We start from the raw sequence: 13,030 nt of genomic DNA, 5'->3' as shown, positions 1-13,030 counted from the left end.
CGGTCGGAATGAGGCATCACCTTTCGGTTTGAAGGCGCAGTTGATGGAGCACCGATGACTAATTCTGACCAGATTGTCGTATCCCCCGTTTCGGGTACGCGTCAGCTTGCGCTATTTATCCGGCTGCCCCGCCTTTTGTATAGCGGCTTGCCAAGTTATGTGCCGCCTTTGGATATGGAGCAGAAAGGAATGCTTCATCCCAAACGCTCACGTTTTTTTGAGCATGGCACCGCATGTTACTTTTTGGCTTGGCGTAACGGAAAGCCGATTGGACGTATTTCGGCTCAGATTGACCGTTTGGCGTTGGAGCAGGATGGGCCCCGGACCGGTTTCTTCGGCGCCTTGGACGCCGTGGAAACGGAATGCGTCAAACCATTGTTGGATGCCGCAACGGACTGGTTGCGCCTGCAAGGCATAGAGCGCATTCGGGGGCCGTGGACGCTGAACTATCATGGTGAGTCTGGCACCATGATCGAGGGACAAATGGAACCCCCTATGGTTGGCACTGGGTGGCATCCGGAAACACTTGGTCCTGCTATCGAGCGCGCGGGCTTTGCCAAGGCGATGGATCTTCTGTCCTATCGGATGGAGGTTAGCCCCGTGGCAGAGCGTGCCAACCGTGTTCCTGCCAATCTACGTGCCCGGCTGGGTGCGGTAACAGTGCGCGGGTTACGCAAGGATCATATTATTGAAGATGCAGATATCCTTAGAGATATCTATAACGATGCATGGGCCGGAACATGGGGAAATGTGCCGATTACCCGTGATGAAGTGCAAGCTCTTTTGGCATCACTCAAACCGGTACTGAAACCGGAGCAATATGTTCTGGTTGAGTTTGAGGGTGAACCTGTTGCCATAGCTCTGGTTGTTCCCAATATTTTTGACATCAGTGGAGATCTGAACGGAGCCCCCTCCCCGCTGGGATGGGTCAAGCTGGGCTCACGTATCTTAGCGCATGATTTTCATTCAGCGCGGGTCATTCTGCTGGGGGTGAAAAAGAAACTTGCCGGAACGGCATTAAGCGCCATTATCCCTGCCCTATTGATTGATGAGTTGATGCAGCGGGGGCGTGTATTGCCTTACCGATTAATTGAGTTGGGATGGGTTCTGGAAACAAACGTCGGGATACGCAATCTGATTGAGCGTATTGTGCCAACGCCCTACAAAAAACATCGTATGTATGAAAAAAATATTTCCTGAATGGTGGGGGGATCAAGTTATCCTGAATATTTTAGTCTAGCGCCGTGTGTATAAAAAGTTTTTCCGATCATGATATATGTTGTGGGAAACTTTTTTACACTATAAAAATTAATATATTGTGATTGTTTGAATTTATTATTTCTAGAAATGGCTCCAGCCGAATTTTTTGAATGAGAGTATTTTTTCATTCTTGTCAATTACAGTGACGCCATCACTTTTATTATGAAAAACTCCAATGCGTGTGACAGGAATGGCCCCCTCCACGGTCTCTAAGAAGGGAGACTGTAAAAGAGCTTTTTCCTTATCTGGAGGCACAGCGAAAAGAAGTTCGTAGTCATCGCCACCAGTCAGGCATGTTTCCAGCCATTCTGGCCCGCACTCAAGGGCGGCACGAGAGAATGGGACATCAGCCGCATAGACCGTGACCCCAAGAGCATTTTCTCTAGCAAGGTGGCCTGCATCCTGTAGCAGACCATCTGAGACATCCATCGCTCCTGAGGCCAGACCATAGAGTGGAGCTCCCACTCTTGGTTGGGGCATGCGGTAACGGTAAGCAAGATAGCCTGAAGGATCGTCAATAATGCCTTGCAAGGCTCGCAACCCCAAAGCGCCGTCTCCTATGGTGCCGGTAACCCAGAGACCATCTCCAGCCCGAATACCCTGACGCTTTATGGCATGTCTGGGGGGGACGGACCCCAGAATGGTGAGGGAGAGAACCAACGGCCCAGAGGTGGATGTTGTGTCTCCTCCAAGCAGACTTAGGTTGAAAAGGGTCTGGTCCTCTTTGATCCCTCGGCAGAATCCTTCAAACCATTTGTCTTCTATGGAGGGTGGACGCGCGACGGTGAGAAGCCAGCCTTCAGGGCGAGCGCCCATTGCTGCGAGATCAGACAGATTGCAACGGAGAAGCTTGCGGCCAATGGTTTCTGCCGGATCATCCGGCAGAAAATGTACATTTTCGACCATTGCATCGGCCGCTATCACGAGGTCACGACCGGGTGGTGGCGTAAAAACGGCGGCATCATCTGTCAGGCCAAGTGCGCCGGGGCCTGCCAGATCGGAGAAATGTCGACGGATAAACGTAAATTCCGGCGGAAGATTAGTCAGCTTTGTTGTCCTCAGCTTCAGACGGACGCTGGTTCTTTTCGGTCGAAGTGAGCTGTTTTATAGCGGTGTCCAGCACGCCGTTCACCAGTTTGGGTTCATCGCCGGAAAAAAAGCCGTGGGCGATATCCATATACTCATTGATGATCACACTCGCAGGAACCTCCCCTGCCAGCGCTTCGCCAAGAGCGGCCATGAAGAGCGCGCGTAAAACTGGGTCAAGACGGGTAACTGGCCATGTTGCAGGCAAGGTTGCGGCCAGTTGGTCCAGAATAAGGCTCCGGTGGGAGACCGCTTCTTTCACCACAGAGACAAAGAGGCGTGTATCAGGCTCTGGCACATAGCCTTCCTCGTAGGAATCGTTGTTCAGCGTTGTGCCGAAGCGATGTACCATGAACTGCTGAACGACACTTTCCGCGCGATCTTCGTTCTGTTCAATCTGGAAAAGTGCTTGAACAGCCGCCACCCGAGCCGCCGTACGCGGTCGTTGCGCTCCCTTAAGTTCTGGTTGGTCTTGCAGCTCTGTCATCCCTGTCTCCTGCGTGCCCTGTTGAGGGAGCGGGGTTTCATGACGCCTTTATGGCTCAAGGTCTAGTCTTTTTCCTGATTGTCAGCATCGGAAACGTCCATTGACGTCAGAATTTCGGAGAAATCCTTTGCTTCCGTGAAATCTCTGTACACGCTGGCAAAACGGACATAGCCGACCGTATCCACTTCCTTGAGCACCTCCATGGCAAGCTTACCTATACGCGAGGAAGGCACTTCAGTTTCACCCGAGGCTTCAAGCTGTCTGACCAGCCCGCTGACAATCTGTTCGATTCTTGTTTCAGGTAGAGGTCGTTTGCGTAGAGCAATGCGGATGGACCGTGCCAGCTTTTCTCTTTCAAACGGGGCACGCCTTCCGTTTGCTTTAACCACAACCAGATCTCGCAATTGCACACGTTCAACGGTTGTAAAGCGTTGGCCGCACGAAAGGCAGGCTCTGCGGCGGCGTATGGCAGAACCCTCTTCATTCGGGCGGCTATCTTTGACCTGGCTGTCCGGGTTCCCGCAAAATGGGCAACGCATTGGTAATCTGGCCTCTCAAACTGGCTGGCTCCCGTAGCAGAACCTTCTTACAGACCAACAGGATTGCGGTATAGTGTTCGCAACATGCTCGATCTGCCTTGGCAGTATATACTGATACGAGGCTAAAAACACCGGAGTCACGATGAAACTTCACGCCCATCTCGGCATCTTGCCTGCGTTACTCGCCGGACTGCTGGTTCATACCCCAGCTCATGCTGAGGACAGGGATCCGGGTAAGTCAATTCCGGGGCAGGAAAATGCCCAGAAAGATATTGAGATTACAAACGTCAGTATGCAACTTGTCCGGCCTGCCGGGCATGTTTATGCGCTGTATTTCACGCTTACAAACAAAGGTGAAAATGCGCATCTGGTTACGAACGTCTCATCCGCTTCATGCCGGACGCTGGTAGGCCATCATTCTGATCAGGAAAGTACCTCGGGCACACTTTCTCTTTTCACTCACCTTTCCCTGCCTGCCAATACGACGCTCGTGTTTCCTCATGGTGGCTATCATCTTTTATGCCTTGATCCAGACCCCGCTCTCAAGGCGGGACAGAACGCGACGTTCACCTTTTCTTTCCTTGGAGGGTCATCCAAGGACGTAACGGTGGCGGTCGATCAAGGAAAAGCTACGGAGTGAAAGGCAGCAGTGTTTTTTCCTCCCCTTGTTCTGAGGAGGAAAAAAGCGCTGGCGTTCAGCCGAGTGAAGGAGTTGTGAGAGTACGTTTTACAGCTTGATGCCATCCGGCAATCATTGTGCGGCGTTGCTCATTGTTCATTGAGGGCTCAAAGAGTTGGCCGCGTTTCCATTCGGAAGCGAGGGTTGCTTCATTTTCCCATACGCCGGTAGCAAGACCAGCGAGGAAACCAGCGCCGAGTGCCGTGGTTTCCACGTTGTGAGGGCGTTCAACTTTCACCTGAAGCATATCTGCCAGAAACTGACAGAACCAGTCATTGGCGGACATACCGCCATCCACACGCAGGGCGTCTGTCGTGCCGCCTCCGTCCTGCATCATTGCCGTCACTAGATCGAGCGTTTGGTAGGCTACGGATTCCAGTGCTGCCCGGGCAATGTGGGCGGCCGTTGCATCCAATGTCAGCCCACAGATCAGGCCACGCGCATCTGGGTCCCAGTGGGGAGCACCAAGGCCAACAAAACCCGGGACCATATAAACGCCGTGGCTATGGGGGATACGGGTGGCCATGTCGTCTGTCTGGGATGCGTGCGTGATGAGATGCAACCCATCGCGGAGCCATTTGATAGCGGCACCGGCTACAAAAATGGACCCTTCGAGAGCGTAAGTCGTTTTGCCGCCAATGCGGTAGGCAATGGTTGTAAGCATCCGGTGCTTGGACACAACTGGCTTTTCGCCCGTGTTCAGCAGAACGAAACAGCCGGTGCCATAGGTTGCTTTTGCCATGCCAGGAGTGAAGCACGCCTGCCCGACAACCGCAGCTTGCTGGTCTCCCGCCATACCGGCAATAGGAATGGCGCGCCCGTAAAGAGAAGGATCAGTTTCGCCGAAGAGAGTGCTGTTGTCTTTTACTTCCGGCAGAAGGGCGGCTGGAATGTGGAACAGGCGGAGCAGATCGTCATCCCACTGTTGGGTATAAATATTGAACAGCAATGTGCGCGCAGCGTTTGTGATGTCTGTGGCATGCACCTTGCCGCCGGTCAGGCGCCAAAGGATGAAAGAATCAATCGTGCCGAACGCAAGTTCTCCTTTCTCGGCCTGTGCCCGAGCCCCGGAGACATTGTCCAATATCCAGGCCAGTTTGGTGGCTGAGAAATAAGGGTCGATCAGCAGGCCCGTCCGCTCACGTACAAGCGTTTCGGCCCCTTCTTCTTTCAGCTTCTGGCACGTTGCAGCCGTCCTGCGGTCCTGCCACACAATGGCGCGGTGGATTGGCTTCCCCGTTGCGCGATCCCAGACAACAATGGTCTCACGCTGGTTTGTTATGCCGATGCCCGCAATGCGGGCTGCGCCGCCAGCCTGTTCCACGGCTGTCTTGGAGGTGGTCAGCACATCGTTCCAGATATCTTCAGGGCAATGCTCCACCCATCCAGCATTGGGGTAATGCTGAGCGAATTCCTGCCGCGCTCTGGAAATCTCGTGAGCATGCCGATCAAATACGATCGAACGTGTTGAGGTCGTGCCTTGATCAATTGCCAATACGTAGTCTTGCGCGCTCATCGAGATTATCCTTCTTTGATCGGAGTTTGTTAGTCGTGAGCCGTGTTGGAATCACGGGTTTTGTTTAAAGAGGGCATGAAAGGTTTGAGAAGCCCCTGATAGAAAGCTCCCCCGATAACGCCGCCTATCAATGGGCCAGCAATTGGCACCCACCAGTAGTTTCCAGGTGATGGGAGTGCGGAACCGCCCCATCCGGCAAAATAACAGAACAGGCGCGGACCGAAATCACGGGCCGGGTTGATAGCCCACGCTTCCAGATACCCTGCTGAGGCACCAATGGCCGCAACCAGAAAGCCAATGATCAAGGCGCCAGAATTTGCCTGTGGCGCCTGCGTATTGTACTCGCAGGTGACGGCGAAAATGCCGAGAAGCAGCATGGCGGTCAGGATGATTTCATCCACAAAAGCATGCATAGGCGTGATGAAATCACCGGGATGCGTAAAAAACACCCCTGCCCCTGCTCCATCATGGAGGCGGTCTATCTGATGAAGAGCAGCATAGTGGTCAATAACCGGGGAAAAGAGGGTGTAAACAATAACGGCTCCCAGAAAACCACCCAAGACCTGGGCTGCCCAATAAGGCAGAACTTTTTTCCATGAGAAGCCCCGGAAACAGGCAAGAGCTAACGTGACTGCCGGATTGGCGTGGGTGCCTGAAACAGCGCCGGTCACATAAATGGCAATCGTGACCCCCAGTCCCCAGACAATACACACTCCCCAGTAGGCGAGTTTGTAAGGACTGGGGTCGTAGAGCGAATACATCGCCGCTACGGAATCCCCAAACACAATAATAATGAAAACGGCTACACATTCGGCAATCAATTCACCGATGAAAGCCTTGCTCATACCTGTCATACTTTCCTCGTCTTCTTGTTTTTCTTGGGAAAGAAAGGGGATTGCCTATCAGGTCAAGCAGTTTTCTGCTTCACGTAATCGGCAACCTTGGTTTTTTCTGCCTCGTTCAGGTGCAGGCCCAACTTGCTGCGACGCCAAAGAACGTCTTCTGCAGTGCGTGCCCATTCACGATCAATCAGATAGTCAACTTCGCGAGTGGTCAGATCCCCCCCGAGAACATCGCCGAGCTCTTTCATGGAGTTTGCTTCTCCAATAATTTCGTAGGCCCGGCTACCGTAATTACGCAGCAAACGCCATGCAAGTGACGGAACCAGCCAAGGGGCTGCACGCCGCAGGCGTCCAAGGGCGGCGTCAAACCCACCCTCACCCATGTCTCCCCCTGGCAGAACCTCGTTTGCCGTCCAGCTAGCGCCCGCCACAGCGGGTAGAACTGGTGCCAGTTTTTCAAGAGCGTGTTCGGCAAGCTTCCGGTAAGTGGTAATTTTGCCGCCAAAGATGGAGAGAAGCGGTGCACCGTTCTGGGTATCAAGATCCAGAACATAGTCTCGTGTTACCGCAGAGGCATTGGCAGATGCGTCATCATAAAGTGGGCGGAGACCAGCATAGCTCCACACGACATCGCTCTCCTTCACCTGCGTCTTGAAGTAGCGATTTACGCTTTCACAGAGATAGGTGATTTCATCGGGCGCAATCCCTACGCGTCCTGGTGCATCCTTCCACGGAATATCCGTCGTGCCGATGAGCGTGAACTTCTGTTCATAGGGAATGGCAAACACAATACGTTTGTCTGGGTTCTGGAAGATGTAAGCCTGAGGCCCATCAAACACACGCGGAACAATGATATGGCTGCCCTTAACCAGACGCACTGATTTGGAATTAGGGATCTTCAGGGTGTCAGCAAGAAGCCGGGCAACCCATGGTCCTGCTGCGTTTACAAGCGCGCGGGCCTGCACCACCTGGGTGGTTCCGGTCGTGCGGTCTTCCAACGTTGCTTGCCACAGGCCATTTACCCGTTCAGCGTGAACAAGCCGGGTGCGGGTGCGGATATCTGCTCCTCGTTCGCCTGCATCCATCGCATTCAGAACAACCAGGCGGCTGTCCTGAACCCAACCGTCCGAATAGACAAAGCCCTTAGTGTAATCTGCTTTCAGTGGACGCCCAGAGGAATGGGTACGAAAATCAATGGCGCGGGATTTGGGCAGCGTCATGTTCGAGGCAAGGTGATCGTAAAGGAACAGCCCGGCACGTAGCATCCACGCAGGACGAACAAGTTTGGAATGGGGCAGAACGAAACGCATGGGCCACATGATGTGCGGGGCCATTTTCAGCAGACGCTCACGTTCTGTCAGGGCTTCACGCACCAGCCGGAATTCATAGTATTCCAGATAGCGCAGGCCACCGTGGATCAGTTTTGTGCTGGCGGAAGAGGTATAGCTGGCCAGATCATCCTGCTCCACCAGCAGGACAGAAGCGCCGCGCCCGACTGCATCGCGGGCAATCCCAGCTCCGTTCACGCCTCCGCCTACAATCAGCAGATCATAAGGACGGTCTGTTGCAGATGCAGTCTCTAGCATTTTCTCTTCCGATACCAACAAATGAAAACGATCTTTGATCTTCGTATCCGAAAACAAGAGCGGAAAACAATGGCCTTAATATGACTGTTTGGCCCTTATATGGGCTTTCGTGTTTTCCTTTCCGAAAATTCTGCATCATTGACGACATGCAGAACAACTCCGGCCTTGCGTAGGATAGTTTCCAGCGCAGGTGGAGGGGGCTGATCCGTATAGAATGCGCTGATTTCCGAAATGTGCCCTACGCGCGCCATGGGCCTACGTTTGAATTTGGTATGATCTGCCAGCAGGAACACAGTGCGGGCATTCCGGATAATTGCCTGAGCAGCGCTGATCTCATCGGCATCAAAATCAAGGAGTGTTCCGTCGTCATCAATGCCGCTTATGCCGATAACACCGAAATCGGCACGGTATTGTTCGATCATCGCAGCCGCGGCAGGTCCGACGATTCCTCCATCCCGTAATCGTACAGTGCCGCCCGCAATGATGAGATTGCATTCAGGTGCGGGGGCCAAAAGAGTGGCTACGTGGATATTGTTTGTAATTACACGCAGGCCGTGATGTCCCCGCAGGCAGCGCGCAAATGCTTCTGTCGTGGTGCCGATATTGATAAACAACGATGCACCATTCGGTATGGCCAATGCGGCCTTTTGTCCGATGGCTTCTTTCTGTTTCAGGTTCAGAATCTGGCGGTCCGAATACGCTATGTTTTCCGTAGGGGAAATGGCCGAAGCCCCGCCATGATGGCGTGTGACAATTCCGTCCGCGGCCATACTGTTTACGTCGCGCCTTACCGTCTGGACGGTAACGTTGAGAACCTTGGCCAGGTCTTCATTGGCAGCATAACCGTGCTGCTGCACAAACTGCAGAATGCGTGCCCGACGCTCCTTTACTCCGGCGGTCACGTGTCTTGCTCTTTTCGGGCCGCCGTAAGCACGTCGAGCACGTTCGTTCCGTAGCGTTCCAGTTTTGATCTCCCTACCCCTTTGATCTCACCAAGTTCTTGCAGAGTGGAGGGCTCCTGCAAGGCGATGTCTCTCAAAGCAGCGTCATGAAAAATCACGTAGGGGGGAATTTCCTGCTCTCGCGCTTCATCCAGCCGCCATTTTCTAAGCGCCGCAAACAGCGGTTGCTTGTCTTCGGGCAGTTCTACTGCTGGAGAGCTTTGCCTGCTGCGGGAGGCGCTTCCTTTTTCAAGCTCCGCAGTGGCATCTGCACGCAGTTCAATGCTTTCTTCGCCCCGCAGGATGGGGCGAGCAATTTCATTATTCAGGGCCAAGCCGCCATACTGGCCTTCTGAGCGTAAGGCGCCTCGGGCAATCAGCTGTCGGACAACGCTGCGCCAGAAAGGCTCGGGCTTATCTTTGCCGATACCCCAAACGGACAGAGCATTATGCCTGTTACGTTCCACCGCTTCCGTAAGTTTGCCCCGCAAAACCGCAATAACGTGCAGGGCACCATAATGCTGCCCAGTGCGATATACAGCGGAGAGGAATTTGCGTGCGGCCTCTGTGCCGTCAAAAGTGATGACAGGATGCTGGCAGGTATCACAATGGCCGCAAGGTTCGTTTAATGTTTCTCCAAAGCAATGGAGAAGAGCCTGGGTCCGGCAGCCGGTTGTTTCCGTCAGAGCGATCATGGCTTCCAGACGAGCCCGCATGACCCGTTTTTCAGTCTCTGGTGCGTTTGACTGATCCAGCCAGTAACGTGCGCGGGCCATATCTTCTCCACCGTAGAGAAGTACTGTGTCAGACGGTAAACCATCTCGGCCGGCGCGACCGATCTGCTGATAATAGGCTTCTGGTGAGGCCGGCATGTCCAGATGGATCACAGCCCGTACATCAGGTCGATCTATCCCCATGCCGAAGGCAACGGTCGCCACGATTACAATGGGCTCTCCGGACCGAAAGCGCAGGAGTGCAGCCCGTTTTTCTATTGGAGAAAGGCCCGCATGAAAGGCCAGAGCCGTCCATCCACGCTCCCTCAGGGACGCGGCTATCCGCTCTGTTCTGGCGCGGCTGCCACAATAGACAATACAGGCCTCTTCCTTATGGCGTTCTAGAACCGTTGTAAGCTGCCGCAGTTCCGACGCTTTGGGTAAGGCTGCGATATTCAGGTTAGGTCTGTGGAAGCTGGAAATGAGAACTCTGGCATGAGGCATATCCAGAGCAGAAAGGATGTCAGCGCGCGTTCGCTGATCAGCTGTTGCCGTCAGCGCAATACGCGGCACGCCGGGGAAATGGCGCGGAAGAGCGGCTAGTTCTCTATATTCCGGTCTGAATTCATGGCCCCATGCGGAAATGCAGTGGGCTTCATCAATCGCGATAACTGAAATGGTCTGGCGAGTTAGGCGCTCTAACGTTCCCGGTGCCAGAAGGCGTTCGGGAGACACGTAAAGGAGGTCTATTCTGCCATTGGCCAGATCTGAACGGATTTTAGCGGCCTCTTCATTTTCCAGTTCGGAATGAAGGGCAGCTGCGTTGATACCGAGTTGCCTTAACCCGGCAACCTGATCATCCATCAGGGCAATAAGAGGTGAAACGACAAGGCCCATGCCTGCACGGCACAAAGCTGGTATCTGGTAACAGATACTTTTGCCGCCACCTGTTGGCATCAGAACAAGCGTATCTTCGCCATCCATGATGCCTTTGACAGCCTGCGCCTGTAGGCTGCGGAAGTCGGGATAACCGAAGACAGACTGCAACACCTCTTGCGGGGTGTTGCCCACAAACCGGTCCCTTCCCTTCACGCTCTCAGGAAGGACGGGAAGAGAACCAAGACCGATCTGCGATTCCGTCATAGATAAATCAGGGGTTCACCAGTTCGATTTCGACACGGCGAGACCCAACGGCTGAGGCCTCGGTTGTAGAAGGCGCACGTGGCGTCTGACGGATTCGGTCTCCAGATACGCCATCCTGATGCAACTGTTCTGCCACAAGTTTGGCACGTTGTACTGCCAGAAGGGAGTCTGCGGAAAGATCCTGCCCTGCGCCAGCGTAGCCCTCTATCTGCACAACACGAGAAGGATGCCGCTGTGCCTTTGCGGAAATTTCCGAGATCACAGCACGGGAAGAGCTGTCGAGTTCAACGGAGTTGTTCGCAAAAAACACCACATACTTGCGCGCAGGTTGTGTGGCACAACCGGCAAGAAGAGAAAGGCCCAGAACTGGCAGCAGGCGACGCATGAGTTTAATCCCGGCTAGAGTGGCGAAGACGTAACGTCTTGTTCAAATACAGATCTGCCCAGGAATTAAAACCAGGCAGAACACCATCTGGTGCCCTTTGGTGTCCATCTCGTCAACTGCTGTATTTATGAGACAGCAACGGTTGTTGCCTGACCATGTGAAAGACGCCAGATCTGGTCCAGTTTTTCTACCCCTGTAAGGCGATGTGCAATCAGAATAACTGTACGTCCCGCTGTAACAGTATTGAGTGTACGCAGAAAATCCTGTTCCGTTTGAGCATCCAGTCCTGTGGCAGGCTCATCCAAAATCATGATGGGTGCATTTGTCAGCAAGGTACGTGCGAGAGCTATTCGTCGTCCCTGCCCGCCAGAAAGATTGACACCGCCTTCACCAAGCCAGGTATCCAGCCCTTCCGGCAAGTTGCGTACGACGCCTGCTACCGCTGCTTCCTCAAGGGCGCGCCATAAATCCTCTTCGGTTGCTTCTGGTTTGCCAAGAAGCAGGTTGGAGCGGATTGTATCGTCAAACAGATGGGTTGCCTGAGAAAGCCACGCGATCTGACGGCGCAAAGAGGTTGCTCGGATGTGGGAGATATTCACCCCGCCAAGCGTGATACTCCCGGATTCAGGTGCGGCAGCTTTCAGCAGAAGCGCTGCGAGGCTCGATTTTCCCACGCCGGAGGGGCCCAGAATGGCAACGCGGGAGCCCGCTGGAATATCAAGAGTTAGTCCATCAAACACATAGGGGCGACTTGAGGCCCATCTGAATTTCACATTGGTGACCTGAATGTCAGTGCCTGCTGGAGCATCCACTTCCTGCTCTGTTTGAGCGGATACCGGACCAACCTGTGCAATTTCTACAACTCGCCGGGCAGCAGCGCCCATTGCGCCCGCTTGTACTCCAGCCCGGGTAAGAGCCCCAGCGCTTTCAAAGGCAGCCACTGTCAGGAACAGGATACCCACGCCAGAAAGGGGGGCAACTTTTGAGAACACTATGCCTGAAATGGCCAGTAGAACGAAAAGAATAGCGATCTGTCCGCACAGATAAGCCGTGGCGTTAGCGATAGCTGCGCGGCGCGCAAGATGTTTCTGGCCATCCAGTAATGCCCTGTCATCGGCTTGCACACGGGCCAGCATCCGGTCTTCTGCTCCGAAAGCGCGGATCTCACGCAGGCCACTGACCAGATCAAGAACGCTGATGCGCAACGCGGAGAGGTTTTGCGTCAGGCGTTCTGAGTCCTGCCGACCAGAGCGGGCAATCAGGTAAGGAAACAGAAATGCAGAGCAGGCAAAGAGAAGGCCAGTCAGGCATCCAAGAATGATGTTTTGGCTGCAAAGCTGAACCAGCAGAATAGGAAGGGTCAGACATGCGCACATGAACGGCAAGAGAATACGCAGATACAGGCCGTCCAGCGTGCCAATGTCTGAGACCAGACGGGAGAGCATATCCCCTGCCCGACGAAAGCCCAGTCCTGCTGCAGCGCCCTGCGCGAGGGAATGGAAAAACCATACTCGCAAATCTGCCAGCGCCCGAAACATGGCATCGTGGGCAAACAGGCGCTCAGAATAGCGGAGAAAAACACGGCCTACACCGACCCAGCGCAGGAGAGCCGTTGTAATGATCACCTCACCAAGCACGGCGCCAGCCAGTCGGAGGCCTGAAACCTGCATGAGTAGAAGCCCGGTGCATAAAGCCAGTAATGCGAGCATCAAACCGATTGCAAGACGGGGAGCCTGTCTCTGCCACAGCTTCAGAATGCGAAAAATAGCCTGTCTGTCGGTAACGGCAGGCGTGTTTGGCTGCCCGGCGGAAGAGGTTGCAGGAGCGGAGGAGTTCTGGGTCACGTCAGGCAT

General features: G+C 54.1%; 12 protein-coding genes. 2 read left to right on the top strand and 10 right to left on the bottom strand.

The annotated features are described in order from the left end of the window. Positions 1-54 precede the first annotated feature (54 nt). Positions 55-1,200, top strand: coding sequence for a hypothetical protein (locus tag AD948_RS10960; RefSeq protein WP_061472026.1), 1,146 nt, complete (start codon positions 55-57; stop codon positions 1,198-1,200). 141 nt (positions 1,201-1,341) lie between these two features. Here the strand turns inward: AD948_RS10960 and thiL are convergent, their stop codons facing one another. The 3 genes from thiL to nrdR form a co-directional block, all read right to left on the bottom strand. Then, positions 1,342-2,328, bottom strand: a complete 987-nt coding sequence (thiL, locus tag AD948_RS10955) for a thiamine-phosphate kinase (RefSeq protein ID WP_061472025.1) — start codon at positions 2,326-2,328, stop codon at positions 1,342-1,344. Beyond that, positions 2,300-2,833, bottom strand: a complete 534-nt coding sequence (nusB, locus tag AD948_RS10950; RefSeq protein WP_039904829.1) for a transcription antitermination factor NusB — start codon at positions 2,831-2,833, stop codon at positions 2,300-2,302. Before nusB ends, thiL begins: the two co-directional genes overlap by 29 nt. Before the next feature lie 62 nt (positions 2,834-2,895). Next, positions 2,896-3,372, bottom strand: a complete 477-nt coding sequence (gene nrdR / locus AD948_RS10945) for a transcriptional regulator NrdR (protein ID WP_006559195.1) — start codon at positions 3,370-3,372, stop codon at positions 2,896-2,898. A gap of 142 nt (positions 3,373-3,514) precedes the next feature. Between nrdR and AD948_RS10940 the strand changes: the two genes are divergently transcribed. Continuing rightward, positions 3,515-4,012, top strand: a complete 498-nt coding sequence (locus AD948_RS10940; RefSeq protein ID WP_061472024.1) for a copper chaperone PCu(A)C — start codon at positions 3,515-3,517, stop codon at positions 4,010-4,012. A 55-nt stretch (positions 4,013-4,067) separates the two neighbouring features. Here the strand turns inward: AD948_RS10940 and glpK are convergent, their stop codons facing one another. From glpK to cydC, 7 genes are all read right to left on the bottom strand, one after another. Then, positions 4,068-5,567 carry a glycerol kinase GlpK gene (gene glpK / locus AD948_RS10935; RefSeq protein ID WP_061472023.1) on the bottom strand — a complete coding sequence of 500 codons (1,500 nt, stop codon included), beginning with the start codon at positions 5,565-5,567 and terminating at the stop codon, positions 4,068-4,070. Positions 5,568-5,596: 29 nt separating this feature from the next. Then, complete coding sequence (locus AD948_RS10930) at positions 5,597-6,421, bottom strand: MIP/aquaporin family protein (protein ID WP_058988894.1); 825 nt, start codon at positions 6,419-6,421, stop codon at positions 5,597-5,599. A 53-nt stretch (positions 6,422-6,474) separates the two neighbouring features. Continuing rightward, positions 6,475-7,995, bottom strand: a complete 1,521-nt coding sequence (gene glpD / locus AD948_RS10925; RefSeq protein WP_061472022.1) for a glycerol-3-phosphate dehydrogenase — start codon at positions 7,993-7,995, stop codon at positions 6,475-6,477. A gap of 95 nt (positions 7,996-8,090) precedes the next feature. Next, positions 8,091-8,897, bottom strand: coding sequence for a DeoR/GlpR family DNA-binding transcription regulator (locus AD948_RS10920; RefSeq protein WP_061472020.1), 807 nt, complete (start codon positions 8,895-8,897; stop codon positions 8,091-8,093). Further along, positions 8,894-10,792 carry a DNA helicase RecQ gene (gene recQ, locus AD948_RS10915; RefSeq protein WP_082782412.1) on the bottom strand — a complete coding sequence of 633 codons (1,899 nt, stop codon included), beginning with the start codon at positions 10,790-10,792 and terminating at the stop codon, positions 8,894-8,896. Before recQ ends, AD948_RS10920 begins: the two co-directional genes overlap by 4 nt. A gap of 7 nt (positions 10,793-10,799) precedes the next feature. Continuing rightward, on the bottom strand, positions 10,800-11,177 hold the full coding sequence (locus AD948_RS10910) for an OmpA family protein (RefSeq protein ID WP_006559244.1): 378 nt from the start codon (positions 11,175-11,177) through the stop codon (positions 10,800-10,802). A 125-nt stretch (positions 11,178-11,302) separates the two neighbouring features. Then, complete coding sequence (gene cydC / locus AD948_RS10905) at positions 11,303-13,030, bottom strand: thiol reductant ABC exporter subunit CydC (protein WP_061472018.1); 1,728 nt, start codon at positions 13,028-13,030, stop codon at positions 11,303-11,305.

It is taken from the genome of Acetobacter senegalensis (genome assembly GCF_001580995.1).
Classification (GTDB): Bacteria; Pseudomonadota; Alphaproteobacteria; order Acetobacterales; family Acetobacteraceae; genus Acetobacter; species Acetobacter senegalensis.
The sequence above is the reverse complement of the archived record's forward strand: the minus strand, read 5'-3'. Positions and strand labels throughout refer to the sequence as shown.

Coding starts and splice junctions, on each gene's coding strand:
- AD948_RS10960 (WP_061472026.1), top strand. CDS start 55: ATGACTAATTCTGACCAGATTGTCGTATCCCCCGTTTCGGGTACGCGT.
- nusB (WP_039904829.1), bottom strand. CDS start 2,833: ATGACAGAGCTGCAAGACCAACCAGAACTTAAGGGAGCGCAACGACCG.
- nrdR (WP_006559195.1), bottom strand. CDS start 3,372: ATGCGTTGCCCATTTTGCGGGAACCCGGACAGCCAGGTCAAAGATAGC.
- AD948_RS10940 (WP_061472024.1), top strand. CDS start 3,515: ATGAAACTTCACGCCCATCTCGGCATCTTGCCTGCGTTACTCGCCGGA.
- glpK (WP_061472023.1), bottom strand. CDS start 5,567: ATGAGCGCGCAAGACTACGTATTGGCAATTGATCAAGGCACGACCTCA.
- AD948_RS10930 (WP_058988894.1), bottom strand. CDS start 6,421: ATGACAGGTATGAGCAAGGCTTTCATCGGTGAATTGATTGCCGAATGT.
- glpD (WP_061472022.1), bottom strand. CDS start 7,995: ATGCTAGAGACTGCATCTGCAACAGACCGTCCTTATGATCTGCTGATT.
- recQ (WP_082782412.1), bottom strand. CDS start 10,792: ATGACGGAATCGCAGATCGGTCTTGGTTCTCTTCCCGTCCTTCCTGAG.
- AD948_RS10910 (WP_006559244.1), bottom strand. CDS start 11,177: ATGCGTCGCCTGCTGCCAGTTCTGGGCCTTTCTCTTCTTGCCGGTTGT.
- cydC (WP_061472018.1), bottom strand. CDS start 13,030: ATGCCTGACGTGACCCAGAACTCCTCCGCTCCTGCAACCTCTTCCGCC.